Here is a 26,145-nt window from a genome sequence, read left to right as displayed (position 1 = left end):
AGGCTTTTTTTTATGTTGTAATTTCTGATAAAATGTATATATTTATCACTTAATAACTAAACTAAAATTTATGAATGAATTTACTCCAAAAGAGAATCAAGATTTAATAATTGATTTTGAATCACAAGGTTTTTTAAAGGAAACTGCAAAATGGACATATTTCTTGTCGATCCTTGGTTTTGCAGGTGTGGGGATTTTTTTTATGATAGGACTCTTCGTGCAATCATTATTTTCTAAATTGGGAAGTATGTTTGGTGGTATGATGGGTAATCAAATGGGTGGTGGTTTTATTGGCACATTCTACATTGTGATGGCAGTCGTATACTTCTTTCCAGTTTACTACATGTTTAAATTTTCTACTAAGCTTAAAGCTGCTCTTAAAACAAATGATAATTTAAAATTGAAAGATGCCTTTAAGTTTATGAAGTCACATTTTAAATTTGTGGGGATTACTTCTTTAGTTTTTATCTCATTTTATGCATTAATTTTTATTGTTTTTATAATATTTGGAATAAGTTCAGCAATGTAAAATCAATTTTAAAAATTTTGAAACTATAGTTTATAAAGCCTCAAGTTAACTTGAGGCTTTACTTATTTATACAATTTTAGTAATCAGTGTTATATGATGATATTGATTGATATATGTAAATCTTTTTTTGTTTATTAAATGTTAACATGTAAATTTTGATTTAATTAGATGTTTAATAAAATATTTAACTTTTTTTTAATATGTAGTCATTTAAAAGATTATTTTTACTGCATCTCAATTAATATCTATGATCTCAAAACTACCTTCTTTAATAAAGTTTAGAACTATATTTTTTCTTTTCTTTTTTTATGCGTTTCTAAATTCTACCAATACTAATGCCCAATGCGCTGGTGTTGATAATGATTTTGAAGTTTGTGATATTACAGACCCAAGCAGTAAAACAATTGATCTCTTCTCACAATTAGGAGGCATTCCTACTATTGGCGGAATTTGGAAAGACGACAATTTAAGTGGAGGGTTAAATACAACTACAGGTTATTTAAATGCTCAGAGCATTAAAAATAGTGGAGTGTACAGTTATACGTATACAGTGACTGGTGTGAGTGGTTGTGCTATTAATTCTGCAAAAATTACAGTGACTGTTGGTGGTTATACTGGAGAAGCTTTAATCACCTCTGCATGTAGTGATGATGCGGCATATAATTTATTTCAAGCATTCAATACGGTCAATTTTCCTAGTCCTCATCAAAATGGAGTGTGGTCAGATGATAATGGGACTAACTCCTTAACAGCTAATTATTTTAATGCTAACAAAGCAGGTGTAGGAACGTATGCTTTCACCTATACTATTCCCGCAATAGGAACTTGTATCGAACAAAAATCTACTGTACAAGTAAGAGTGTTTCCAGCAGCAAATTCAGGAATACCAACTGATTTATTAGTCTGTAGTTCTAGTAATTTGAATACAAATTTTGATTTAAACAGTTTGCTAATTGATGAAGATGCAGATGGTAGTTGGATTGATAATTACGGGACATCAGAATTATCAAGTAGTGCTGATAATTTTGTAAATATTGAAAATATTTATAATAATTTTGGAGAAGGGACTTATAGTTTTTCTTATCGTGTTTCTCCAACAAATCCCATTTGTATAGTAAAATCATCCAGTGTAAATATAATTATAGAAAAACAATTGGATTTTACAGGAGCTAGTTTAAATGTAAGTTCTGATATTTGTGAAAATGAAATAGCAACTGCTCAATACAATGCTATTATAACACAAGGGGCACAAAACATACCTAATGGAAGCTACAATGTTAAATATAGTATTACTGGAGTGTCTACAGTATATAGTATAGTTGCAAATTTTGTTAATGGAGTATTAAGTTTTTCAATAGATCGTAGTAATTTTCAGCAAGTTGGTAAATATAATGTTACTATAACTGAGATTGCAAAAACAACAAGCCTCGGGGCATGTAATAATATAGGTATACTGAATGATGAAGTAAATATTTTCACTACTCCCAATATAAATAACGCAACTTTGACAATCGATCCTGTTTGTAAAGGTTTTGATGCATTAGTCAAATTTTCTGGATCAAGTAATCTTTTAGACGGGGATTATAAAATTAAGTACAATTTGTCGGGTGCGAATTCTATAAGTGCTCAGAATGTAAGCGTTACAATAGTTGGAGGAACTGGTGTTTTTCCTATTGCTGCAGGATTAATACAAAATAGTGGGAATACGCTAATTTCGATTACTAATATTACTAATGTTGCAACTAACTGCACAAATACTTCAAACATTACTAAAAATTTTATTGTAAATCCAGCGATAAACTTATCAGATATGGTTGTAACTGTTACTGATGTTTGTTTGGGTAATGATGTTCAGGTTAATCTAAAAGGACTAAATAGTTTTTCTCAAATTACTTTAGATTATGATGTTACTGGAGCTAATACAATTGCAAATCAATCCGTGGTATTTACAGTTGTTGACGGTGCTGTTACTATTGTTATTCCAGCAACTAGTTTGGCTACTACAGGAGCGAATACTTTGCATATAACTAAGTTTATTGATGTTGTAACTGGTTGCGAATTAATTTTATCAAATGATACTAATTTTAATGTAAATGAAATTCCGTTGCTTCCAACCGTTATGGATGAAGTTAGCTATTGTAAAGATGAAAATAAAACAGTTGCTGATTTACTACCAAATGGTCCAAGTTATAAATGGTTTATTTCAGCAACTAGTACTACTGCTTTGAGTAATGATGTTGTTTTAGTATCTAATAACTACTATGTAAGCGAGACTAGTAGTTCAGGCTGTGTTTCTGATAGAGCAGTTGTGGAGGTTACAATAAATGATTCCAATGCACCAATTTTATTAGATGAGCGCAGCGGTTTATTTTGTGGTTTAGACAAACCAACGCTACAAGACTTAGATAATAATATTGATAAGTCTGCCACAGGAGTAACAACTTTAGTTTATTTCGATTCCTTAAATGGCGGTAGTGAATTGAGTTTATTAGATCCATTAGAAGATAAAAAAACGTATTATGCTTTTACTTTTGTGAGTACTACAGGTTGTTATTCCAGCAATGCACTTGCTGTTGAAGTTTCTTTATATGACTGTGATGTGGTAAAATACGATTTCTTTATTCCTGATGGCTTTTCTCCAAACGGCGATATGGTCAATGACACTTTCAATATTCCAAATATTGATTTAATCTTCCCTAATTTTACTTTAGAAATTTATAACCGTTATGGAAACTTAATGTTCAGCGGTAACAAGAGCAAACCTTCTTGGGACGGTAAGAATTCTGATCACAGTACTATTGATGGTATAGCACCAAATGGGGTTTATTTTTATGTAATTAATTTTAATAAAGATAATGCCAAACCTAAACAAGGTCGTTTGTACTTAAATCGATAATTTAACCATTTCTTTAAACTTGACTTCATGAAAAAAACAATACTATTAGTTAGTTTTTTCTTTTTTATAAATAAAATAGCAGCGCAACAAGATCCACAGTATACACAATACATGTATAATATGAATATTGTAAATCCAGCTTACGCAACTGCTGATGAATCGGTACTTAATCTAGGTTCTTTGTATAGAACGCAATGGGTTGGTGCTGTGGGCGCTCCTAAAACATTAACTGTTTTTGCTCACATGCCCGTAAACGATAAAGTTGAAATGGGATTTTCGATGATTTCTGATGATATTGGAGACGGTGCTAAAAAAGAAAATAATTTCTACGCTGATTTTGCTTATGTGCTATCATTTAATAATAATCACAAACTTTCACTGGGTTTAAAAGCGGGAGTAACCTCATTGCAAACAAATTTTAATGGATTTAGATTTGAGAGTACTTCGCCAGATTTTGCTTTTGAGGATGTTAATATTCTAAAACCAAACGTAGGTGTTGGAGGGTATTATTTTAGTGATAAATATTACATTGGTTTATCGACTCCTAATATTTTTAACTCAAAACATATTGAACAAAAGTCGGGGATAAGTAATTATGGTTCAGAAAATCTTCATGTTTTTTTAACAGGAGGGTATGTTTTTACTTTATCAGAATCTTTTAAGTTCAAACCTGCTTTGATGACCAAATTTGTAAAAGGATCCCCAGCCAACTTAGATATTTCTGCAAATGTTTTGTATAATGAAAAGTTTGAATTAGGATTATCTTATAGAGTAGGTGATGCCGTGAGCGGATTAATGAATGTAAAAGTATTACCTAATTTGCGTGTGGGATATGCTTATGATTATACTATTTCTAATCTTGGACAGTTCAACTCTGGAACACACGAGATTTTTTTACTGTTTGATTTAGATTTATTAAGTAAAGGATATGATAAATCACCACGATTCTTCTAAAATGAAAAATATGAAAAGAATATTACTCCTAATAATTGTGTTTTCAATACAATCTATAAATGCCCAAGATCGAAATTTACAAAGAGCAAATCGTTTTTTTGAAAAGACATCGTATAGCGAAGCCATTCCTAGATATGAAAAAATAGTTACTTATAATAACGCCGATACAGTAATTAAAAATTTAGCAGAATGTTATTACTACATAGCTAACTTTGACAAAGCGCAACGTTATTACAGTTTGCTATTTGATCGCTCAAATAAAGATCTTGACGAAGCTGATTATTTTAAATATTCTCAAGTTTTAAAAGGTCTAGGGAAATATGAAGCTGCTAATAAATTAATTAATGATTATTTAGTTTCTAATAAGAATTCTGATGCTTTAGCGAAATTCAATAAAGAAGCTAAAATTTTGGATAATGTATCAGCAATTGGAAACCGATTCGAAATTAAGAATTTAGCTTTTAATACCGAGAAGTCTGAATTTGGAGCTGTTAAACTTGGTGATAAATTAGTTTTCTCTGCGGTGAGAAAAAATATTCCTTTATTTGGCAAAACCTTCAAATGGAATAATGAGTCGTATTTGAATTTAGTTACAATTGCAATTAACAATCAAAACGCTGCTGATTCTGCTGCAAATTTTTTCTCTAAAAAAATAAATACTCCAGTACATGAGGCTAATGCTATCTTTACAAAAGATGGTAAAACAATGTATTTCACGAGAAATAATTTCACTAATTGGGGGAAAGCTAAAAACGATAAAAAAGTTTCTACATTACAAATTTTTAGATCAGAATTAGTAGACGATAAATGGACTAAAGCGGTTGCTTTACCATTCAATAGTGAAGATTATTCTGTAGAACATCCCGCTTTAAGTGTTGATGAAAAGACATTGTATTTTGCTTCTGATATGCCGGGAACATTAGGTTCCTTCGATTTATATAGCGTGAGTATTAACGGAAAAACTTTTGGTACACCAAAAAATCTAGGAACAACTATAAATACGCCAAAAAAAGAACAATTTCCTTTTATTGCTCAAGACGGTAAATTATATTTCTCTTCAGATGGACATGAAGGATACGGTTCTCTGGATGTATTTGTAAGTGAATTTGAAAATAACGATTTTAAGAAACCTCAAAATGTAGGACTTCCATTAAACTCTGGTTACGATGATTTTGCCTTTACAATTGACTCAAAAACCAAAGAAGGTTATTTTTCATCTAATAGAAAAGGTGGTAAAGGAAGTGATGATATTTATCAATTAATAGAGACGCTGCCTTTGCTTATTGAAAATTGCAAGCAATATATTGCAGGTGTAATCACTGATTTTGATTCAAAAAAACCATTAGATAATGCGTTAGTCGTGTTGAAAAATGATAAAGATGAAGAAATTCAACGTTTTGTTACTGCTGCAGATGGAAAATTTAATTTGCTTTCTCCATGCGATACTAATTATACAATCCACGCAAGCAAAGAGGAGTTTACTAATAAGTCTATGACACTGCGTATTGATAATATAAGAGACAAAGAAAACGATGGCTCAATGATTTTACGTTCTCTTGAGATTATTAAAAATGAAGAATTAGTAGCACTTGAGCAAAAAGAAAAAGAAGCTAAACTGGCTCAAGAAGCTAAAGACAAAGCAGCTTTAGTGGTACTGGAAAAAAAGAAAAAAGAAGACGAAATAGCGCTTTTACAACAAAAGAAAGATAAAGTACTAGCTGATAAACGCGAAGTTGAAAAAGCAATAATTCAGAAAAAAGAAAAACTTGAAGCACTTGTTTCTAAAGAGAAAGATGTTGTTAAAGTTAAAGACCGTATGGTTATAAAAACAGATCCTATTTACTTTGATTACAATTTATGGTACATCCGTAGGGATTCTAAAGTTATTTTAAACCGTGTGATTGAACTGATGAAGAAATACCCTGAGATGGTTATAGAAATAGGCTCACATACTGATAATAGAGGAAATGCTAATTACAATATGAACCTTTCTGAGCAACGTGCAAATGCGACTAAGGAGTATTTTATTGATCAAGGAATAGCTGATAAAAGAGTCATTGCAAAAGGTTATGGTGAAACGGTTCAAATTGTAAAATGTGAGCCAAGTGATTCTTGTACTGAAGAACAACATGAGTTAAATAGACGAAGTGAGTTTGTAATTTTAAACTTGTAATAATCTAAAGCAAAAAAATAGTTTATTATTCCTAAAAAAAAGGTAGCTGGATTGTATAATCCTACTACCTTTTTTTGGGTTTCAAAGTCAGCTTTTTCATGATACTATTTTTAAATAATTTAATTGTTAGTTCAAGCGATTTAGTGAACCACTATTGCATTTTGTCTTTGCTCGATTTGGTAGAAATTAAGTTAGGCTATATTACATTGGTTTTGGTATTATATTATTTTTTTTCACTGATTTAAAACCATAAGTTAAGTTTTGGCGTAAATGCTTTTATATAACTTAATAATTACAATCATGAAAACAAGAAAATTTTTATCAGTAGCATTTTTAGCATTAGCATTCGGAGCAACTTCATTCGCACAAAAAACAGTAATGGTAGGTGGGGCAGAAATGTATCCTTCTAAAAACATTATCGAAAATGCTGTAAACTCTAAAGACCACACTACATTAGTTGCAGCAGTAAAAGCGGCAGATTTAGTTGAAACTTTACAAGGAATGGGACCGTTTACAGTTTTTGCTCCTACTAATGCAGCTTTTGATATGTTACCTGCAGGAACAGTAGAAACACTATTGAAGCCTGAGAATAAAAAAATGTTACAAACAATACTTACTTACCACGTAGTTTCTGGAAAAATGAACGCAGTTGATATTGCAAAAGCAATAAAAGAAGGAAATGGAAAAGCAATGCTTAAAACAGTAAGTGGCGGAACTTTAACAGCTTGGATGAAAGGAAAAAAACTATACATCACAGATGAAAAAGGGGGTATGGCTGAAGTAACTATCGCTGATGTTAATCAATCAAACGGCGTTATTCACGTAGTAAATGCTGTTTTATTACCTAAAAAATAAGAATTAGTTAAAGGTTCTTGCAAATAATAAAGAGTCTTGATAATTATTCAAGGCTCTTTTTTTTATAGTTTAGTAAATATTCATTTTTATTAGATAAAAATTAACTAGTTATCAATGTAATAATTGCTTTTGTAGGTCTACTTATTCCTCCAATAAGTAGTTTTTATTAATAAAAAACAGTATCATAATTTAAAATATTTCTAGAACTAAATGATACATTTTGTTTGTTTTTTAAGTGTGTAAGACCTGCTTTTGAGCATTTTAAAACTACTTTTTATGTTAAGTATTTATGCTTTATCTCCTTTTATTTTATAAAAAATCCTCGCAAGTACCAATACATAAAGGGCTGAGGAAAAAATTAATTGAGTAAGTAAATTATCGTTAAAAAAAAGGTGTTCGTATTGTTTTTATAATTACATTTACGGTATAAATAAATAAATTAATAATTAAAATTTTACAATTATGTCGTTTTTAACATCATTAACAGTTGCAGGAAAAGATTACAAAGTATTAAATGTGAGTTATGACTTAGCTCAAGAGACAGACGCTTCAGGACGTCCATCTACGGTTACACGTGGAGGAAGAGTAATGATCGAAGTAGAGTCTACAGGTGGTACAGAATTGTTCGAATGGATGACAAACAATTTCGAAAGAAAAGACGGGTCAGTAAAATTCATCAAGCGTGATTCTAATGCTACTTTAAAAGAACTAAAGTTTACAGAAGCTTACATGGTTAAGTACAAAGAAAACTTTGATCACAACAGTGCAACTCCGTTAACGGAAACATTTATGATCTCTGCACGTAAAATCTCGATGGGTGGAGGAGAATTTGATAATGCTTGGGTATAATCCTTTGGACTTTATCAAACTTTATTAAGCTTGAAACTAGTAAGGAAGTCCAGTAATTGGGCTTCCTTTTTTTGTTTTAAATAAGCTTAAATTTTCATAAGATAGTTGCAAAGCTGCACTGTTTTTATTTTTTTAACAATCTAATATTTTTACCATGAGTTTTTTATCAAAATTACATATCGACGGAGAAGAATACAACGTTCTTGATTTTAAAATCAGTTTCAAACAAGAAATTGATACCACAAGTAAACCCACCGGAAACGCTAAAGGTGGTGTGATTATAATGATTATTGAGGCCACTCAAAACAGCCACTTTTTATCTTGGATGTTAAATGGCGATTTGACTAAGGATGGAAAAATTGTTTTTTATAGAAGAGATGCTTTAAGCAAAATGAAAGAGCTTACGTTTACCAAAGCATTTTGTATTAGTTATGATGAGCAATTTACCAGCACTACAGATGTTCCTATGAAGATAACGATGGAGTTAGTAGCGAAAGAATTGACATTTGGAGATGCAAAATTCTCTAATAACTGGATCGCTTTAGATTAAATTGTAAAGGCTAATTAAAAACAAGACTTAGTATTATGGCACATTTTTCAGAACAAGTACAAATAACAATAGGAAGTTTTACCCAGAATGTTGTATATTATGATTTAGAGCTATCGCAAAAAATGGCTGATCATCATCATTTTTCATTCGTTTGGCAATACACTGGTAAAGCAATCATCAAACCAGCTGATCAAGCCAAAGCTTTACGAAGTTATCTAGGGGATGAAGTGATTTTTACCTTCAAGAGTCTTACTGGCATCAAGTTAATGAGCAAAGGGATCATTACGGAGCTTTCCTCTGTAGATCTACATGGTAGCCCTGTAGGATTACATGTAAAAGGAATAAGTCACAGTATCGTTCTAGACGACATGAAAAAATCAAGAACCTTCTTAGAGCGCGGAATGGACGATATTGCTTTGGGAATTTTTGCCGAAGGTCCAGGCGAATTTTATCAAAGAGATTCAATAAAATCTACCTATCTTAAGGAGTTCAAATACATGGCTCAATATAATGAGACCAGTTTTAATTTCTTAAAAAGATTAGCAACCCGTTATGGCCAATGGTTTTATTTTGACGGGATGCGCATGCAGTTTGGACAGACTAAAACCAGTAATATAAAACTCATCAACGGGGCATCATTACATAGTTTTAAGATCCAGACAAACATGTCAGCACATAAAATTTCGTTGGCAGGATATGATTATAATAGTGCAGCCAATACCCGCAGCTCAGCAGCAAGAACCGCCACAGGAAGTAAGGATAGTTTTGCCTCGATTGTAGGTTATAATCAAGGAACAGTAGCGCAGTCAGACTTAACAGTAGGTGCTTACACGACCAATGCTCAAAATAAAGAGGAGATAGATGAAATGACCACTTTACAAACAGCAGGTAGTGATGCCAACAGTGTGTATTATAGTGGAATTTCGTATTTTCCGTTAGGAATAGGACAGGTATTTACAATAACAAACCAAACGGTAGAGCATGAACTGATTGTTATAGAAGCCACCCACCACTCTAAAGTACACGGGAATTATACGTGTGAGTTCAAGGCCATCCCAGCAGATGTAGCCGCACCGCATTACACTGATGTGCATGTTTATGCCAAAGCAGATACGCAACCCGCCAAAGTAAAAGACAACAACGACCCAGAAGGATTAGGACGCGTAAAAGTATCCTTCAACTGGGCAAGTGGCAGCACCACTAGCGAGTGGATGCGCATGATACAGCCGCACTCCGGTGCTGGAAAAGGATTTTATTTCATCCCCGAGATAGGCGAAGAAGTATTAGTAGGATTTGAAGGCAATAATGCACAAAATCCTTACGTTTTAGGTAGTCAGTACAATGGTAGTGAATCCAGTGGGTATGCCGATGGTGAGAACAACGTAAAAGCCATTCACACCCGCTCAGGAACTAAAATTATCATGAACGATAGTGAGGGAAGTATTTTGATTGAAGATCCAAGTGGTAATACTTGGCAAATGGATGGTCAAGGGAATATTAGTGTGAATGCGCCTAAGAATTTTACTTTGAATGCGGGAGAAAATGTAAGCATTACTGCAGGTAAAAATGTTTCTGTGAGTGCTGGAGAAAACATGGATAATTCTGCAAATAAAGATATTACTCAAACAGCGGGACAAGATATTACTCAAACGGCGGCAGGCGATTTTACGGAAAGTGCTAATAATAAGTCGGAAATTATAGATCAAAAATACATTAGAGGTGCTCTAGAATCGACACAGTATGCCGAGGAAGTTACGATTTTTAGCTCAAAGGAAAACATGCTTTTAGAAAGCAGCCAGAAAACAGTTGAAGTCAATAGCGCTGAAAAATCTAACATGATGTAATTTTTTAAAAACTAATTTTTATGGCAATTAATAAAAATGCAAAAAATTTATATATTACAATTGAGAATAAATATTACAGCGTTGCAAAAACGTTTGTAGAAACGGCAGAAAAAGTTGAAATAGTTGCTACTGAAAAAAATTTAAGCTTAGTTTCAAATAAAAAAGTACAATTAAAAGGTAATAAATAGAATTATGGCAAATGTTACATTAGGAGAGCCAAGGTTTGTAGTGTCTAAGAACGAAGTTAAAGAAAGTGAGTTTAAACTGGAAAGTAGTTATGTACATGATCATATCAAAGCCGTTGCTTCTGAAATGATTGTAAAATTTGATGATAATACAGGAATAATATATAAACTTTATAAAGAAATTGCAGACGGAAAAGTTATCAATCCACAAATTGTAGTGTCTACAAGTCCATTTTCAAATCAGATGGCATTTTATGATGTGCAAAATGAAAAAATTGTGGTTTGGCAAAATCATTTAAAGAATATAGAGAAAGATACAGATAAAAAGATAAAATTAGCGGCTGCATTGGTAGGAGCTTATGGGAAATACATTAATACAGTTCTTAAAGATCTTTTGAAACCAGAAGAAAATCTTGAAACGTATGATTATGATCTTTTTAAATTTGATGCTTTAGGAGATGCTACTGTAACTATTGCAAAATTAGAATCGTCTGACTATAGTGGCGATTTAAACATTAGTTTTCCTAAAGAAGAAACTAAGGTAGAATACGGTAGTCATTTCAAGCAAGATTTAAAACAAAAGGGAGGTCCAAGTACAGGTGATATAGAAGATTTAAATTCTGGAGGAGAAGGACCTGGAGATCCTCCTCTAAATGTGGGATTGAAATTTAGTTTTAGTCTTTCAGGTGGATTTACAGCAAGTTTATATGCAGGAATTTCAAAAGAAGTTGCAAGATCAGGTGATTTACATGTTATGTCACAGGCGAATGTAGCCTTAACATATTATGGTAACGGTGCACCTGGAACTTCGCCATTAAGTCGTAATTTATTCAATGCAACATTAACACCCGCAGTAACATTAGGAGCCAAAACAGGAAACTCACTCAACATGAACTTGTTTAATAGTTTTAGTGGCTCTGGGTTGAATGTTCCTTACGAATATGCTTTTACAGTGGGCGCAACGGGAGTCCTAAGCTCAGGGGAAGTTACAAATACACACGATGAAAATGGGAATAATATAAAAAAGGGTAAGCGAATTAAAGACTCTTATAATTCTCAAGATCGTTCTACTAGAAATCAAATTGTAGGGGGAGCATCAATCAAAGCGGGGAATTTTATTATTTCGTCGTATAACGATATTTTCAAAGCGCCATTATTTTTGGGTATGAATTCAGATCAATATTGGTCAGCAGGTGTAAATATACAAGCAAAATTAACAGATTCTATATATTTGTCTTACCTTTTTGATTTGTATTATGGAAAATCAAATAATAAAAATCCATACAATTTAGATAAGAACATTAATGGTCAAAATTATGATAATCAACGATTGTTTGATATTTTGTTAAATCGTGGTCAAGAAACTTTTTCGTATACAGATAATAATGGTAATATTAATACTTCTACAAAATTTGGCTACGAAACATTTTGGCCATCAAATAAAATGCATGATTCTATTGCATTTCCAGAAGATCTCAGTAAAATGGTAAGAGGAAAAAAACCTGTTAAATCAGATTTTAGCAGTGAAAACGAATATAATAAAGCCTTAGAAGAATATAAAACAACTTTTTATCAAGTAGCAAAGAATGAACCTGTAGAACCAATTAAGAAAAAACATCAAAGTGATAAAGCATTTAGAGATGCTGCAAATGAATATAAAAAAGATTTAGAGATTTATAAAAGAGATCAGAAAAATTTAGAAATAACTTCAAATATAAAAGATGGTCCGACTTATTTTCATCATTTATTTGTAGTATATATGCGAGATTCTAATGAACCGAGTTTAGAAAGAATTAACACTTATTCAGAAACAGAAGTACCAACAAAAGCAAAATTACTGCAAGAATTCTACAGAATAGAAGAAGAAAATAAAAATAAAACAAATAAATAAGATCGAAAATGAATAAAATACTTTTATGGTTATTAGTTTTTTTATTTTTTAATAGTTGCGGGCCAAAGCTACCTAGATATACTGATACTGCATTTAAGCAATATTTGATAGATACAAATAAAATGGATAAAGATGCAGCTATTAATGATAGCTATTATGATAAATATTATTTGAAATATCTTTACGATACGGAAAAAAAACATATTTTAGGAAATCCTTATTTGAAGGCTAATCAAGTTTATACCTACTTAAAAAGTAATGGAAATTCTTATATATTTAGTGTTTTTGCTGATGATGGTCAACTATATACTGGAACTTATTTTGTAGATAATGAGTATTTAAGTGCACCAGAAAACGGAATTATAAAAATAAAACAACATCTTAAACTTTCTAGTCTTGGAAACTTTGAAGTAACTGATAGTATTATAGAAATTAGTCGTAATATTAAGACAGCTTTTAGAGAATGGGATGAAAACGATACAGGCTATGTAAAAAATGATACTATACACCTTACTGCTAGTTATATAGCAAAAAGATATGGGTATGAGAAAAAATGGTGGGCAAAAAAACATAAAACTCATTTTATACATGCATATCAACCTAAACTTAAAGCAGGCAAAATTAAAGATCCGCAGTTTGGTTATGATGTTTTTATTGTAACTGGAGAATTTAATGCATATACAAGAGACTGATAAATGAATGAAGGCATTTAATAAAATAGTTTTAGGGTTATTAGTTTTTTTATAGTTGCGGGCCATAGCTACCTAGATATACTGATACTGCATTTAAGCAATATTTAATAGATGCTAATAAAATGGGATAAAGATGCATCTGTTATGATAAATATTATTTGAAATATCTTTACGATACAGAAAAAAAAATATTTTAGGAAACCCGCTGCGCAAAGTCTCCTGACTTTGCGTTTTGTGTTATTATAAACTTAATGAATTTACTGCACTTTTTCGTATTCATTTTATTCAAAAAAACTATTGTAAACCCGATGGTTTAGGACGTGTCAAAGTAAAATTTTACTGGGCAGGCGGTAGTACCAAAAGTGACTGGATGAGCATGCTCCAACCCCACTCTGTCGCAGGCAAAGGATTTTACTTCATCCCCGAGATAGGCGAAGAAGTATTAGTAGGATTTGAAGGCAATAATGCACAAAATCCTTACGTTTTAGGTAGTCAATACAACGGTAGTGAATCCAGTGGATATGCTGATGGAGAGAATAACGTAAAAGCCATTCACACCCGCTCAGGAACTAAAATTATCATGAACGATAGTGAGGGAAGTATTTTGATTGAAGATCCTTCTGGGAATACGTATTCAATGGATGGACAAGGAAATATTGTAGTTACTGCGCCAAAAAACATGACTTTTGAAGTTGGTGAGGATCTAATTATAAATGTAGGAAAGAATATGACTACCCAGGTTGGAGAAGATAGCACCATGGATGTTGGTAAAAACCAAACGATCACGGTTACAGAAAAACTAAGCCTACAAGGGCAAGAATATAAACAAAGTATAGATGAAAATAAAACGGTAACCATTGGTGGTGATCTAAAGGAAACGACAGCCACAACAACTCACAAGGCTATAGGAGGCGATATTATAATCAAAAGTGCTGGAGTAGCCAAATTATTGGGAGCTACCGATGCAAAAGTTAATATAGGGTAGGATGATAGAAGAATATTTAAAAACTTGGAAATCCTTCTTCGAGTTAGAGTCCTTGTTATCAAGAAAAAATTATTGGGTATACGTGAGTGTTAATTTTTTATTTTTGATACTATTAATACGCATGTTGGACTTTTTACAAAATGAAATTTTAGATCAGATGCTTCTATTGATTTATTTTTTGGTTTTAATTTCAGCAGGAATAAGAAGAATGAATGATATAAAAAAGCGATGGTTTTATATATTTATTCCTTTTTATAATTTTGTTTTGTTACTAGAAAAAAGTGTGAATGACTCGAATCCAGAAAGTTTTAATTTGCTTAATTGTGTAGTAGTTTTTTTTAAATTATTATTATATTCTCTTGTTGTTGGAGTAGTAAATTTTCTTATTGGGCTTTTAGGACCATTTAATAATTCTGCTCCTTACAAAGATTATATTGTATTGATATACTGTGTTTGTTTAATTCCTTTATTTATAGTACTCTTTTATCTGTTGACTATTATTTTTAAAAATAAGATTACAAAAGACAGTTTATTTAGTTATTTTTTATACTTTTTGTTTTTTAGTTGTGTTTTTACATTGTTATTAATTATCTCTTAATCCTTAATATTGAAACATTTTTTTTATAAAACAACAATTGTATAAATCTTAGGGCTAGATCACTACGGTTTTTTTTATTAAAATCCGGATACATATATAAAAAAAAACATGAAAAATATAAAAATACACCTTTACGCAGTTTTGATGTTATTAACACTCACATCATCCTGCCAAAATAAAAATCAAGATAAGAAAATGAATGAACCAGAATTTGAATGGGTCGAAAACCTCAATTGTCCAACAGGTTACCCTATAGCAGTATACCGAGGAGGACTAGAAGGGAATGGGTTTGCAAGCTTAAGCGATAGACTATCAACAGGTATAAGAGGTTGGGGATCAAGTGGAAACGGCTTAAGCTATGGTGTAAAACCACTACCTAGCCGTATTAATTGCATCTGGGTTTCATATGCCGAGAATTGTACTTATTCTATAGATAGCGATATCGACTACGAAAAAATGGTTCAGCTTTTTAAGGAAGGCTATCAAGATAGCAGTTTCTTTTTTAATGGAGATGGAGAGTACAAAAAAACCACTTTTGATACTGTTCTAGTAGGTTTTGCACCGGGAGGTGTGGTGGTAATTTGGGCTCTGGGAGCAGGAAAAACCGCAGAGGTAGGTCGTTACAAAGGCGAGAAATATACCGTTCCTCAGTCAGAAATCAATAAATTAGACAATCATGAGCGATTGTTGTTTGATGCTACAGATCGAAAGAATATCATGAACAATACCAAAGTAATACCTCTTGAAGTACGAGAAGCAAATGCGGGCAAGCCCATACCTTATGGCTTATGGGATACATATAGAACCAGATATAGCTGGCGGCCTATTTTTATTTTAAGAACTGAAGGAGAAATGGCAATGAGTTATATTGATATGTTCAATGGAGAGGCTGAATACTTATTTGATGAAGAGTTGATAGAAAATAATTTCAAAAAACGTTCTATACCTAAGTCTTTTGATTTAGGCTGGAGGGACAAAAAAGGGCAAGGCTATGGAGGAGATATTCTTTTTGACGAGCAGGAAATTTTTAACGCTTTCCAGGAAATATACAAAGAGGATAAAGTAACAGAAGCTGAGTTGCAATTTAGTATCAACTATACCAATGATTATGTTACCGTTTTACTCAAGCAAGGTGAAAAAGAAATACGATTATCAAAAACTAAAGTAAATATCTATAAATCAAGTAGTTTAACTTTAAAAAAATAAACATGGGAAAATCATTTGTTTATAATACTGGATCAACAGACGATGATAAAAAAGAAGATGAGTTACATCTTATTTTCGGAATTTTTATCGACGGCACACTTAATAATAAAAAAAACACTCAATTGCGCCGCGATTCCCGCAACGAAACAGCAAACAGTACAATAACCGAGGAGAAAAAAAAGGCGGATATAGAGAGAGAAGCTAACGATTTAAAAAAAATAAAATCGGGTAAACTAGTTGTTATTCCCACTGGTTTTAAAAATAACCTACAGCTATACAAAGAATATCTTGAGGGCATTGATCGCGATTTTCTGGATGAGATGGGTACCGATAACAGCTACAGTAACGATGATACCAATGTAGCCCGCATGTGGAGTTGCTGTGACGAAGACAAGGCTATTTACGTAGAAGGAATGGGTACCAGCGAAGAGGATAGCCATAATAGGCAGGACAGCCAAGATGGCTTTGCGTTTGGTGCTGGAACTACTGGCATAAGAGCAAGGGTACGACTTGCTTGTGAGCGGGTAGCAAAACATGTTGAACTTGCAAAAAAAGGGAATAAAAAAGTAACACAAATAACGTTTGATGTATTTGGTTTTAGCCGTGGTGCGGCATCGGCACGTAATTTTGTACATGAGATCAATACCAAAATGGAATATTCTACAAGATCCATAACAATCCCCGATGGTTTTTGTCCAATAAATCCTTATAGTCAACATGGTATGCCAATTCATAAATATAGGGATGCGTTAGGAGATGCAGATGGCCTTGAGGTAAATTCTAAAGGCTTAGTAGGAGGTAAACTGCCTCGGTATGGACATTTGGGATATAGCTTGATTACAAATAAAATATTAACGCCAGACGAGTTAATAGAGATGAAAATTATTATTCGTTTTATAGGAGTTTATGATACCGTTTCATCTTACTATGAGAGAGGAGCATTAGGAGCTTACGATGATTTTGAAAAATTAGGAGATGACAGTAAGAGCATAAAACTAGCCACATTCGACCCTAAAGATTTTGAAAATGATCAAAATGAATTAGGGCTACAAGAATTAGAGCTAAATGGAGATGCCTCTAAGTTTCAACAAATGGTTCATTTTACCGCCCAGGATGAGCATCGAAAAAACTTTATCCTTACCTGAATCCATCAAATCCCTGATAAGGCAATCGAAAAAAATCTGCTAGGTGTGCATTGTGATATAGGCGGTGCCTATGAAAATCAAGACCTAGAGACTATCGATGAAATAGGTACTTCCGTAAAAGATTGGAATTACACCAGTAATGTGTTTAAATGGGAAAAACCTGTCCCGGTTCGGCACTCATTTAACTCACCAGAAGAGCCTGATAAGACGGGATTAGAGGCATTAAAACAAGACTTAATTGATGAATACTGGTATACAGACAAAGAATTAGAAATACATTGGGATTGGGGATACACTAGATTAGAAGGTAAACGAAAAATAAAAAAAGAGTATAGCTATATACCCCTTCATTTCATGGAAGAATATTGTAATAAAACTACCATGAAAAAATATATAACAATACCAATAGCTCCCAAATACCCACTGGATGATTCTTTTCTTGAGGAAGTAAAAGAACAATTGCACAAATATGTCTTTGATGATGGGTTGGAATGGAAGTTTAAAAGCGATGGGCAACTAGCAAAAGAGGCTTACGAACGTGAAGAAAAAGAAGAAGAACTAAGAAAAAAAACGGAAAGGTTAGCTAAAATAAAGCAAATTGAAGAGGATATAAAAAGTGGTAAGTACCTAGAGGATGAACTAACGATGAAGCAAGATAATCTTGATCCAAGATTTTATAGCCCTAAAATCTTGGAAAAAGAAATTGAAGAAAAAGATTGCGAATCTAGCACAGAAGTTAAACCGATCATGCTTGATGAAGTTGTGGTATACGGATTTAGTAAACGAGAAGCTCTTAAAAAATTGCGACACGAGTATTTACACTGGTCTTCTTATAGGGATTGGTTTGGTATGGAACCACCTAATAGCAATAGAAAAAGAGATGCTTTACCAAAAGAATAATTTACGACGCCGCTTTTAACATGTTTTTTATCAGAAAAAACAATCTGTTTTTTAAATAAAAATATAGCCTTATAGGCTTACAAAACAAAGAACAATTTTTAATAATCTAATAAAAAGTATGCCCCATCTGATACTCTTTCTCACCAAAAAACACTATGTAGCTAAATGATTAACTCTAGTAATATATTTCCAAAAAAAACTAATTGATGATCCCATTAACCCATTTTTTACATGAATTTTATCTAGGACCGGTCATAAACAAAAGATATAATTACCGATTTGTAACTACAACTACCGATTCCTCGAACAAAAAACGCATTGTAGAGAAATCGATTATTCGAGAGGTCGATTTTACGCATTTAGGACAAAGAGACGAACTGTTTGTTTTTGATGTATTTACCGCTAGGGTGACTCTTAGCTCGAATCAAACCATTAAAAATGAACGCTTGTTAAAGGAGGACATTTATGCTTTTGATGATATTGAAATGGGGGTAAACGATAAAGGCGAAATTAGTAAAGTATATAATATCAAGGAAATGCAATACCGATGGAAAAGCAAAATGATTGAATTGAGAGTGGATAATTCTGGATACGAATTGGAGGCTTTTTTTGATGAAATTTCGGATGTGATGAATGATACCGAAAAACTACTTTTCTACCTGAATTCCAAAAACATGTTTGGCCTCTATTTTCACGGATTATTTGGTAAAAATGACATGCATGTAGTACCTAAAAAAAGGACTGCCGCAATTTTAGATTTAGACGATGTATTGGTTACCGAAGAAATCTGGACAGATAATAGAGAACCGTCTTTTGTAATTAGAGCGCAAAAAACAAATGACATACATAAAAACATAGAATCGTCCAGTGATGTGCTAAAAAAATACGAAGGTGAATTGCGATACAATCAAGATCATCAAATGGTTGAAGGATTTTTAGAAATAGAAAACGAGAATTTAAATATAAAACACAACGTATTATGGGTTGGTTAGATAGTATTTTTGGAGGGTTGAGTAAGCCTGATTATGATAAAATGTTAAAGGAACGTCTGGAAAAAGAGCAAATAGAAAAAGACGCAATCTTTGACATGAGTAAAAATGTGGACCAGATTAATAAGCGTACGCAAAATAACGCCATTGCGGAACGAAAATCTAAAAATGATACCCATAAGGAAGAAGCTCGAGAGGAAAGAAAAAAAGAGGAAAAAGCAGCAGATGATTTAAAACTTGTGTTAGATACTGCAAAATTACAATGCGATTTGTGTGTCAACCCCATAGGGGATCTTAAAGTTAATTTTAAGACCCCCACCATACAAGGTAAAAAAATTGCCACAGTAAAAGAGAAAGATATGAAGAGTCTCATTTTTAAAGGAAATTGTAAAAAAAGTCCCCAGAGTGCCAGTCCATGCGCCTCGATGATGCAATTAGGCGAATGGAAAGATGTGGGTACTATAAAAGTACAAGATCAATTTCCGTTACTGATAAAAAGCACCATAAAATGCAATTATGGCGGTGTTCCCATAAAAATAACCGATTGCGCACAAGTTAATGAACCAGCAGATATTGAGTCAGCACCAAAGGAAGCGAAAAAGATTAAAGACTTCAAGATTTCTTTAGAGTTGGATACCAAAATAAAATCAATAGTCCCTTTTGGGATAAAAGATTTTAAAGAAAATGAAGAGAATCAATTTTTTAAATTCAAACTTAAAATAAGTGGCGACGGAGTAAATGATTGGCAATTGGATATAAAAGGAAAATCGGGTGTAATTTATACCTGTTATTCATCGACTCAGGAGTTAGACGAGGTAATAGTTACAGGAAAGAGTAAAAGAGGACCTACAAGTTCTACTGAATCATCATCTGAAGAAACAAGTTCTCCAAGTTTATGGCCTGCTGGCGAGTATGTTATTAATTGGGATGGTTTTGATGCAAAGGGTATTTATGACAGTACATTATTCAATGGAGAGGATCTAGAAGCCGTAATTACTGCCAGAAAAGATGGGAAACAAAAAAACGCTACTGTAGATTTCTCGACAAATTATAGCGAAGTACAATGGACCGATGTTAAAATAGATAGAAATGCAAAAATAATTTATGTAACTTTGAGAGTGAATCTTACTGATGGTGGAGCTAAGGGATTAAGTTGCTATACCTATTCTGAGCCAGAGCATACTTTATCAGGAGAGCCAAACCCTTTTACAGGAATTAAAGTGAAATTTTGTGACTGGGATAAAATACCTTCTTCAGTGATAAAGCCAAGTCAACCTATTAAAAAAACGAGATCAAAGACTTTTGAACAACTACGGGATTTAGCTATTGAAGGACTAGCACAATATTGGGGTAGAAATGCAACTAGGGGTAAAAACGTAATGTTGAATGGTGTTGTATTTGAGGTTTTTGTAAATGCTGTAAACTTACAGGATAAAAGCAAAACAATGGATGACATACCATTAGTATATCATACAAATGGAGATTCAGGACGTTCTGGGAATACAGGAGGAAGCTATAAGGATAATAATTTAGACGATAATATTATGAATCTAATACCTGATACAGGAGTAGTACAACAATTATCATATAATGCAGGATATATTAAAAATGACTGGAAAAATGATAAACTTGATGGGTGGCGATATTATGATGACATTGACAATGGTAGTAGTCCATATGCTGCAATTTCAAAATTCAAAGAAACAGCAGCACATGAAATAGGTCATGAAATTTTACAAGCTTATTATGGAACAACTTTTTCATGGCAACATAAAGGTAGCTCTTACTATTTACCTCAAAATACAAAACCTATAAAAGGAGACAAAACAATTATTGATTATTTTATACCCGATTTCATGTCTGAATCTTCTGGTGAGGAATATCCTAAAAATGGAGAAATAGATTTAATGAAGTATTATAACAATACCCCAAACCCTGTCGATCAAACTAGATTAATAGCAGATAAAAATGATGTTTTAGGTCTTATATGGTTAACAAAAATAAAATTAAAATGACACTATTTTTTTTCATAGTATTAATTATTGTACTTTTTATAATTAACAAACTGTTTTTAAATAAACAGAATTTTAAATTCAAATTAATATTCTCAATTGTTACGTCAATATTTTTTATTGTTATTTGTTCATTGTTATTTGTTTATTTATGGAATTCTGGTACTGGTGGGCAACCAACTGAGCCAACTACTAAAAAAATCTATTTCAATAACGTAAATAAAAGACGATGTATAGTAGTAGTTGATTTTAAATATTCAAATAAAGATATTCTTAATAACCCAAGCATTGATAGTATATATAACACCATCGATACAGTTTATTTAGGTATTGGTAAACAAGAATTTTTCAAAACACCTATATCTTACTTAGACACTATTAATTTTCCAGAAAATTTCAAGATAAAAATTATAGATTCTTTCGGTAAAACTATAAAAACATATAGTAAAGAGACTTTTTTTAATAGCATAGAGAAATCAGCATACACAAATCTAAGTGATGTTGAGCGAAAGGAAACAAGCTGGAATTTAATAATAAAATAGGATAGAAAACCAAATAAATTTCTTCCCATCAAGTTTTATATGCTTATTGTGGAAATAATTTTTCATGGCAACATAAAGGAAGTTCATATTATTTACCACAAGACACCAAACCTATAGATATAGATAAAACTACATGGGAGAAAGCAAGAGAATATATTCCTTTAGCCCCCTATATTCATCTAATGAAGCCTTTGGATTTCATGCCTGATTCACAAGGAGAATACTATCCTAAAGCACCACATGAAATAGATCTAATGAAGTATTATAATTCAACAGATAAAAATGGCAAGTTTGTTTCTGGAAGCTATTTGCAGAGAACTTTTGCAGCTGAAAATGACGTTTTAGGATTGATTTGGTTAACTAAAATAAAAGTAAAATGATAGAGATAATCCTTTTTTATTTAGTGTTTTTAGGAATTATATATTCAATTTTAAAAGTCATAAAGAGTAATGAAAATTCAAAGACAAAAATAATTATTGTATTTGTATTGTCAATATTATTAGTTGTGGTTTTATTCTTTTCATTTGTTAATTCATGGAAGAAGGGAGGTCCTAATAGAGAACCTAAAGAGTTATATGAAGATTCAGGCAGGGTAAAAATTATAAATATTTACAACAACACTAAAAAGCTAATTGATGTTAAAATTAATTTTAAGTATACAAAAGACGAAATAAAAAAATACAAAATCGAAAATATTAATCTTAAAAAAGACACAACTTTTTATGTAAATAAGGGTAATGGAGGTAATTTTATGCTGCCAATACCCTATAAAAATAGTATAATAAAATTCCCTAAAAGTTTTAGTATACAAATTAAAGATTCATTAGGAAAAACAATAAAAACATATAATAAGGAGGAGTTTTTTAAGAATATAGAAATGTCAAGTTATAATAATATTAATGATATAGAATCTAAAGAAGAAGGTTGGACTTTGATAATAAATTAAGTTTGTAATTTATTAAAAAAAAACATTAGAAATTGATCTTTAATAACCGTTATGATAATTTGCAATCTACAGAGGTTAAAATAGATAGAAATGCCAAAAGAATGGATGTAACATTGAGGGTAAATCTTATATATGGAGGAGCTATAGGTTTAAATAAAAAAACTATTAAATTGCAAGAAGAAACAAACGGAGAAACTTTTTCAACCGATGAACCTGACCCATTTAAAAACATTAAAAGTGTAACTATTTCTAACTCTCCTCCAAAAGATATTTTGACTTCAATAGGTAATGTTGTTTAACAACTAGAACAAAGACATTCGAAGATCTTAAAAAAAATTGCAATAAATGGATTGTCTTTTTATTGAGGTAGAAATTCAAGTAGAAGAAAGTATATATTGTTAGGTGGTGTAGCGTTTGAAACTTATGTTAATGCATTTACGACCAATAAAAACACTATGAATGATATCCCATTAATATACAATACTAATGTTGCTTGGTCTCGCTCAGGAAATACAGGTGGTAGTTATAAAGACAATAATTTAGATGATGAAATAATGGGCATGTTATCGGAAGGGCTTGTTCAAAGAATTTCATATAATGCTGGCTATATATATATAATGATAATTGGAAAGATTATTATAAAAGTCATTCAGTATACTTAAATAAAGGATGGGAATATATTACAGATCTAAAGGAAGAAAAAGAATTTGAATTCACATGTGCTCATGAAATCGGACATGAGATATTACAAGCTTACGGAGGAACGGTATTTTCTTGGCAACATAAAGGAAGTTCATATTATTTACCACAAGACACTAAGCCTGTTGGTAAAGAATCATTAGTTTAGGAATATATTTATGTGGTTTCATGGAAGAAATTTCTGGAGAATATACCCTTAAAGGAGAAATCGAATTAATTAAGTATTACAATGATAGAATAAAAAATAAAGGAAGAACATTTGCAGCAGAAAAAGATGTTTTAGGTTTAATTTGGTAAACAAAAGTTAAAATAGTATGATGAAATTTGTTTATTTAATAGTAGTATTAATATTTACGGTTAGTTGTAAAGAACAAAAAGAATGTGAAATTAAAGGGTTCATTTATTCTCATGGAAATCCCGTCCCAAATATCGAATTTGGTTACTCACTAGTCTAGGATCAAAGCCATTCTTCTGAATTTCGTATAGGAAAAACTGATAATTTAGGTATGTTAAAATTAAAATTTCTAGTACAGACGAGGATAATATTATATATTTAGGTAAACAAGAATCTATGCTTGCAACAAGTAAGTATACTAGTGATAATGTAAATAGAATTGATACTATATATCTACAGCCATAAAATGAAAAAAAACAGAAGAGAGAATAATTACTTTCTTAGTTATAGGCCTCAAAACATAATATTAGATTAAATGTTTCGAAAACTTTAAATATTCCTACAAATAAATGGGTAATTACAAACTAAAAATAATGCTTAAAATTTTCTGTTTTTTATTGATTACTACCTCATTAATTGAATGCAGCAATGTATCAAATAGTAAAGAAGAATTAAGAATAAATTTAGATATATCCAATAGGAAAAATGAAGTTATTAGTGATACTGTACTAAAAAAGTGTGTAAAGTAAAAAAGTTGTAATTTTAAATTATGACAAATAAACTTACATACTATGAACCTTACACACGCTCAAATTTCGGAATTATTGTTGAATATAGCAAATTCTGAAAATGGAACAAACTTACTGATGCAAATGACATTAGATGCTTTTATGAAAAGTGAACGACATCTACATCAACTAGAGCATCCAGGAGATTCTGCAAATGGATATCGTACAAGGAAAGCACGAGGATTTGGTAAAGAAATGGTTTTAAAAGTACCTAGAACAAGAAATGGAACATTTTATCCAGTGCTTTTAAATGTGCTTCGCAATGAAGATGAAGAACATCGCAAGTTGATTTTTAGTTTATATCGCCGAGGCTTAACAACCGAGCAAGTTAGTGATGTTTACGAAGAAATTTACGGAAAAGAGTACAGTAAGCAGCAGATCAGTTATTTAATGAAAGATAGTCGCGAGGAAGTTTCAATTTGGCTTAAGCGCAAATTAGATTCTCACTATTTAGTGTTTTATATAGATGCAACTTTTGTTCATACTCGAAGAGAAAAATCGGTCAGCAAAGAGGGATATTATACTATATTAGGCATTAAAGAAGATGGTTCTAGAGAAGTCCTTAGTATTGTAAATCATCCTACAGAAGGAGCTTTGTTGTGGCAACAAGAATTAGAATCATTAAAAGAACGGGGTGTTCAGAGTGTTGGCCTAGTTGTCTCAGACGGCTTAACGTCAATAGAAAATGCCATTGCAAGGTCTTTTGTTAATGCTCAGCATCAGTTATGTGTAGTGCATCTCAAACGTAATATTTTAGCAGTTTTTCCTAGAACAAAACGTTTAGAAATAGGTAAGGAACTTCTTGAAATATTTGCAATAGAAACAAAAAACATTACCGTAGTAGAAGCATTTGAAAATTTATGTAAATTCGTAGAAAAGTATAAAAAAAGTTATCCTAGTTTAAAATCATTTTCAAACCAGCGAAATATAGCATATTTCACCTATTTAAATTATCCAATTTCGATTCAGAGAATGATTTATTCAACCAACTGGATAGAACGTTTAAATCGAGATTACAAACGGGTATTGAAAATGAGAGGAGCAATGCCAAGCTCAGAATCGGTACTTTTTTTAATGGGATCAGTGGCTATAGAAAAAGAATATAAATCCTATGTTTATCCCGTATCAGTTTTTAGAGAGATTGAAGAATTAAAAAGAATAATAGAAAAAGAAGAAGTCTAGTTCCGCTACGCTTCACTAAACTTCTTCTTTTTCTATTGAAATAATAATAATAACTTTTACACACTTTTTAATACACTACCAATAAGGGTTTAGAAATTCATGCTTGGTGTATAATGAGCAATTATATAATTTTAGTTTTTAGAAGTATAGATGATCAAAAACCCGCTTTTTTGATTGGAGATTTAAAAAGGTTTGCCAGTCAATCTATTGTAAAAAGCATACAAGAAAACCCTAGGGACTCGAGCCTGAAAGTGCGAACAAGCGAAGCAAAGCAGAAAAGAGTTTTTGTTAGAGTTCTTTAGAAAAGAAGCTGAAAAAAGTTCCAATGTAAAACATTTTCAATTTTGGCGACATGATAACAAACCAATTGAACTATGGAGCAATAAAGTTATTCATCAAAAAATCGATTATGTGCATAATAATCCTGTAGAAGAAGGATTTGTTTATAAGCCAGAAGATTATATATATAGTAGTGCAATTGATTATGCAGGGTAAAAAGGATTAGTTGATGCAGTGGTAGTATTTAGGATGTTTTGTGTTTAACAGAACGTCCCACACGA

Annotated in this window: 26 protein-coding genes; all 26 read left to right on the top strand. The window is 31.7% G+C overall.

From position 1 onward, the window contains the following. The first annotated feature begins 70 nt into the window (after positions 1 to 70). The 26 genes from ACVEGE_RS18620 to ACVEGE_RS18495 all read left to right on the top strand — a co-directional run bounded on the left by ACVEGE_RS18620 (position 71) and on the right by ACVEGE_RS18495 (position 26,080). The gene (locus ACVEGE_RS18620; protein ID WP_192501857.1) at positions 71 to 529 is read left to right on the top strand and encodes a DUF5362 family protein; all 459 of its coding nucleotides are present in this window, start codon (positions 71 to 73) and stop codon (positions 527 to 529) included. 247 nt (positions 530 to 776) lie between these two features. Further along, positions 777 to 3,425, top strand: coding sequence for a gliding motility-associated C-terminal domain-containing protein (locus ACVEGE_RS18615; protein WP_192501858.1), 2,649 nt, complete (start codon positions 777 to 779; stop codon positions 3,423 to 3,425). 27 nt (positions 3,426 to 3,452) lie between these two features. Next, positions 3,453 to 4,379 carry a PorP/SprF family type IX secretion system membrane protein gene (locus ACVEGE_RS18610; protein WP_192501859.1) on the top strand — a complete coding sequence of 309 codons (927 nt, stop codon included), beginning with the start codon at positions 3,453 to 3,455 and terminating at the stop codon, positions 4,377 to 4,379. A gap of 10 nt (positions 4,380 to 4,389) precedes the next feature. Then, on the top strand, positions 4,390 to 6,552 hold the full coding sequence (locus ACVEGE_RS18605) for an OmpA family protein (RefSeq protein WP_192501860.1): 2,163 nt from the start codon (positions 4,390 to 4,392) through the stop codon (positions 6,550 to 6,552). Positions 6,553 to 6,852: 300 nt separating this feature from the next. Beyond that, entirely contained in the window at positions 6,853 to 7,407 is a 555-nt protein-coding gene (locus tag ACVEGE_RS18600) for a fasciclin domain-containing protein (RefSeq protein WP_192501861.1), read from the top strand. A gap of 462 nt (positions 7,408 to 7,869) precedes the next feature. After that, positions 7,870 to 8,256: a type VI secretion system tube protein TssD gene (tssD, locus tag ACVEGE_RS18595; protein ID WP_173856872.1), complete on the top strand. Its 387-nt coding sequence runs from the start codon at positions 7,870 to 7,872 to the stop codon at positions 8,254 to 8,256. 154 nt (positions 8,257 to 8,410) lie between these two features. After that, the gene (tssD, locus tag ACVEGE_RS18590) at positions 8,411 to 8,806 is read left to right on the top strand and encodes a type VI secretion system tube protein TssD (protein WP_458008598.1); all 396 of its coding nucleotides are present in this window, start codon (positions 8,411 to 8,413) and stop codon (positions 8,804 to 8,806) included. Between the two features lie 35 nt (positions 8,807 to 8,841). After that, positions 8,842 to 10,650, top strand: a complete 1,809-nt coding sequence (locus tag ACVEGE_RS18585; RefSeq protein ID WP_192500933.1) for a type VI secretion system Vgr family protein — start codon at positions 8,842 to 8,844, stop codon at positions 10,648 to 10,650. A 20-nt stretch (positions 10,651 to 10,670) separates the two neighbouring features. Next, positions 10,671 to 10,838, top strand: a complete 168-nt coding sequence (locus tag ACVEGE_RS18580; RefSeq protein WP_173855870.1) for a hypothetical protein — start codon at positions 10,671 to 10,673, stop codon at positions 10,836 to 10,838. 4 nt (positions 10,839 to 10,842) lie between these two features. Beyond that, the gene (locus ACVEGE_RS18575; protein WP_192500934.1) at positions 10,843 to 12,726 is read left to right on the top strand and encodes a hypothetical protein; all 1,884 of its coding nucleotides are present in this window, start codon (positions 10,843 to 10,845) and stop codon (positions 12,724 to 12,726) included. An 8-nt stretch (positions 12,727 to 12,734) separates the two neighbouring features. After that, positions 12,735 to 13,418 carry a hypothetical protein gene (locus tag ACVEGE_RS18570; RefSeq protein WP_192500935.1) on the top strand — a complete coding sequence of 228 codons (684 nt, stop codon included), beginning with the start codon at positions 12,735 to 12,737 and terminating at the stop codon, positions 13,416 to 13,418. Positions 13,419 to 13,650: 232 nt separating this feature from the next. Then, positions 13,651 to 14,403, top strand: coding sequence for a phage baseplate assembly protein V (locus ACVEGE_RS18565; RefSeq protein WP_225738114.1), 753 nt, complete (start codon positions 13,651 to 13,653; stop codon positions 14,401 to 14,403). 1 nt (position 14,404) lies between these two features. Then, a complete protein-coding gene (locus tag ACVEGE_RS18560; RefSeq protein ID WP_192500937.1) occupies positions 14,405 to 15,001 on the top strand; it encodes a DUF805 domain-containing protein in 597 nt (198 codons plus the stop codon). Between the two features lie 108 nt (positions 15,002 to 15,109). Continuing rightward, complete coding sequence (locus ACVEGE_RS18555) at positions 15,110 to 16,207, top strand: DUF2931 family protein (RefSeq protein WP_192500938.1); 1,098 nt, start codon at positions 15,110 to 15,112, stop codon at positions 16,205 to 16,207. A 2-nt stretch (positions 16,208 to 16,209) separates the two neighbouring features. Then, entirely contained in the window at positions 16,210 to 17,352 is a 1,143-nt protein-coding gene (locus tag ACVEGE_RS18550; RefSeq protein ID WP_192500939.1) for a phospholipase effector Tle1 domain-containing protein, read from the top strand. 45 nt (positions 17,353 to 17,397) lie between these two features. Beyond that, positions 17,398 to 18,252: a hypothetical protein gene (locus tag ACVEGE_RS18545; protein ID WP_192500940.1), complete on the top strand. Its 855-nt coding sequence runs from the start codon at positions 17,398 to 17,400 to the stop codon at positions 18,250 to 18,252. 206 nt (positions 18,253 to 18,458) lie between these two features. Then, on the top strand, positions 18,459 to 19,244 hold the full coding sequence (locus ACVEGE_RS18540; protein ID WP_192500941.1) for a hypothetical protein: 786 nt from the start codon (positions 18,459 to 18,461) through the stop codon (positions 19,242 to 19,244). Further along, positions 19,232 to 21,256, top strand: coding sequence for a DUF4280 domain-containing protein (locus ACVEGE_RS18535; protein ID WP_458008597.1), 2,025 nt, complete (start codon positions 19,232 to 19,234; stop codon positions 21,254 to 21,256). Before ACVEGE_RS18540 ends, ACVEGE_RS18535 begins: the two co-directional genes overlap by 13 nt. Continuing rightward, on the top strand, positions 21,253 to 21,795 hold the full coding sequence (locus ACVEGE_RS18530) for a hypothetical protein (protein ID WP_192501508.1): 543 nt from the start codon (positions 21,253 to 21,255) through the stop codon (positions 21,793 to 21,795). The genes ACVEGE_RS18535 and ACVEGE_RS18530 overlap by 4 nt, the downstream gene beginning before the upstream one ends. Positions 21,796 to 21,977: 182 nt before the next feature. After that, positions 21,978 to 22,175 carry a hypothetical protein gene (locus tag ACVEGE_RS18525; protein ID WP_192501507.1) on the top strand — a complete coding sequence of 66 codons (198 nt, stop codon included), beginning with the start codon at positions 21,978 to 21,980 and terminating at the stop codon, positions 22,173 to 22,175. Further along, positions 22,172 to 22,741 (top strand): hypothetical protein, encoded by a 570-nt coding sequence (locus ACVEGE_RS18520; RefSeq protein WP_192501506.1) that lies wholly within the window; start codon positions 22,172 to 22,174, stop codon positions 22,739 to 22,741. The genes ACVEGE_RS18525 and ACVEGE_RS18520 overlap by 4 nt, the downstream gene beginning before the upstream one ends. 32 nt (positions 22,742 to 22,773) lie before the next feature. After that, the gene (locus tag ACVEGE_RS18515) at positions 22,774 to 23,040 is read left to right on the top strand and encodes a hypothetical protein (RefSeq protein WP_192501505.1); all 267 of its coding nucleotides are present in this window, start codon (positions 22,774 to 22,776) and stop codon (positions 23,038 to 23,040) included. Positions 23,041 to 23,196: 156 nt separating this feature from the next. After that, entirely contained in the window at positions 23,197 to 23,403 is a 207-nt protein-coding gene (locus ACVEGE_RS18510) for a hypothetical protein (protein ID WP_192501504.1), read from the top strand. Positions 23,404 to 23,608: 205 nt separating this feature from the next. Then, positions 23,609 to 23,737: a hypothetical protein gene (locus ACVEGE_RS18505; RefSeq protein ID WP_255505435.1), complete on the top strand. Its 129-nt coding sequence runs from the start codon at positions 23,609 to 23,611 to the stop codon at positions 23,735 to 23,737. 669 nt (positions 23,738 to 24,406) lie between these two features. Continuing rightward, a complete protein-coding gene (locus tag ACVEGE_RS18500; protein ID WP_458008584.1) occupies positions 24,407 to 25,585 on the top strand; it encodes an IS256 family transposase in 1,179 nt (392 codons plus the stop codon). 285 nt (positions 25,586 to 25,870) lie between these two features. Further along, positions 25,871 to 26,080, top strand: a complete 210-nt coding sequence (locus ACVEGE_RS18495) for a hypothetical protein (protein WP_192501523.1) — start codon at positions 25,871 to 25,873, stop codon at positions 26,078 to 26,080. Positions 26,081 to 26,145 lie beyond the last annotated feature (65 nt).

The sequence above is a fragment of the Flavobacterium sp. PL002 genome (genome assembly GCF_054165825.1).
Note: the sequence above shows the minus strand (reverse complement) of the source record. Positions and strands in the feature narration are given on the sequence as shown.

What these genes read in the sequence shown, in the direction of transcription:
- ACVEGE_RS18620 (WP_192501857.1), top strand. Translation starts at nt 71, where the DNA reads ATGAATGAATTTACTCCAAAAGAGAATCAAGATTTAATAATTGATTTT.
- ACVEGE_RS18615 (WP_192501858.1), top strand. Translation starts at nt 777, where the DNA reads ATGATCTCAAAACTACCTTCTTTAATAAAGTTTAGAACTATATTTTTT.
- ACVEGE_RS18610 (WP_192501859.1), top strand. Translation starts at nt 3,453, where the DNA reads ATGAAAAAAACAATACTATTAGTTAGTTTTTTCTTTTTTATAAATAAA.
- ACVEGE_RS18605 (WP_192501860.1), top strand. Translation starts at nt 4,390, where the DNA reads ATGAAAAGAATATTACTCCTAATAATTGTGTTTTCAATACAATCTATA.
- ACVEGE_RS18600 (WP_192501861.1), top strand. Translation starts at nt 6,853, where the DNA reads ATGAAAACAAGAAAATTTTTATCAGTAGCATTTTTAGCATTAGCATTC.
- tssD (WP_173856872.1), top strand. Translation starts at nt 7,870, where the DNA reads ATGTCGTTTTTAACATCATTAACAGTTGCAGGAAAAGATTACAAAGTA.
- tssD (WP_458008598.1), top strand. Translation starts at nt 8,411, where the DNA reads ATGAGTTTTTTATCAAAATTACATATCGACGGAGAAGAATACAACGTT.
- ACVEGE_RS18585 (WP_192500933.1), top strand. Translation starts at nt 8,842, where the DNA reads ATGGCACATTTTTCAGAACAAGTACAAATAACAATAGGAAGTTTTACC.
- ACVEGE_RS18580 (WP_173855870.1), top strand. Translation starts at nt 10,671, where the DNA reads ATGGCAATTAATAAAAATGCAAAAAATTTATATATTACAATTGAGAAT.
- ACVEGE_RS18575 (WP_192500934.1), top strand. Translation starts at nt 10,843, where the DNA reads ATGGCAAATGTTACATTAGGAGAGCCAAGGTTTGTAGTGTCTAAGAAC.
- ACVEGE_RS18570 (WP_192500935.1), top strand. Translation starts at nt 12,735, where the DNA reads ATGAATAAAATACTTTTATGGTTATTAGTTTTTTTATTTTTTAATAGT.
- ACVEGE_RS18560 (WP_192500937.1), top strand. Translation starts at nt 14,405, where the DNA reads ATGATAGAAGAATATTTAAAAACTTGGAAATCCTTCTTCGAGTTAGAG.
- ACVEGE_RS18555 (WP_192500938.1), top strand. Translation starts at nt 15,110, where the DNA reads ATGAAAAATATAAAAATACACCTTTACGCAGTTTTGATGTTATTAACA.
- ACVEGE_RS18550 (WP_192500939.1), top strand. Translation starts at nt 16,210, where the DNA reads ATGGGAAAATCATTTGTTTATAATACTGGATCAACAGACGATGATAAA.
- ACVEGE_RS18540 (WP_192500941.1), top strand. Translation starts at nt 18,459, where the DNA reads ATGATCCCATTAACCCATTTTTTACATGAATTTTATCTAGGACCGGTC.
- ACVEGE_RS18535 (WP_458008597.1), top strand. Translation starts at nt 19,232, where the DNA reads ATGGGTTGGTTAGATAGTATTTTTGGAGGGTTGAGTAAGCCTGATTAT.
- ACVEGE_RS18530 (WP_192501508.1), top strand. Translation starts at nt 21,253, where the DNA reads ATGACACTATTTTTTTTCATAGTATTAATTATTGTACTTTTTATAATT.
- ACVEGE_RS18525 (WP_192501507.1), top strand. Translation starts at nt 21,978, where the DNA reads ATGAAGCCTTTGGATTTCATGCCTGATTCACAAGGAGAATACTATCCT.
- ACVEGE_RS18520 (WP_192501506.1), top strand. Translation starts at nt 22,172, where the DNA reads ATGATAGAGATAATCCTTTTTTATTTAGTGTTTTTAGGAATTATATAT.
- ACVEGE_RS18510 (WP_192501504.1), top strand. Translation starts at nt 23,197, where the DNA reads ATGAATGATATCCCATTAATATACAATACTAATGTTGCTTGGTCTCGC.
- ACVEGE_RS18505 (WP_255505435.1), top strand. Translation starts at nt 23,609, where the DNA reads ATGGAAGAAATTTCTGGAGAATATACCCTTAAAGGAGAAATCGAATTA.
- ACVEGE_RS18500 (WP_458008584.1), top strand. Translation starts at nt 24,407, where the DNA reads ATGAACCTTACACACGCTCAAATTTCGGAATTATTGTTGAATATAGCA.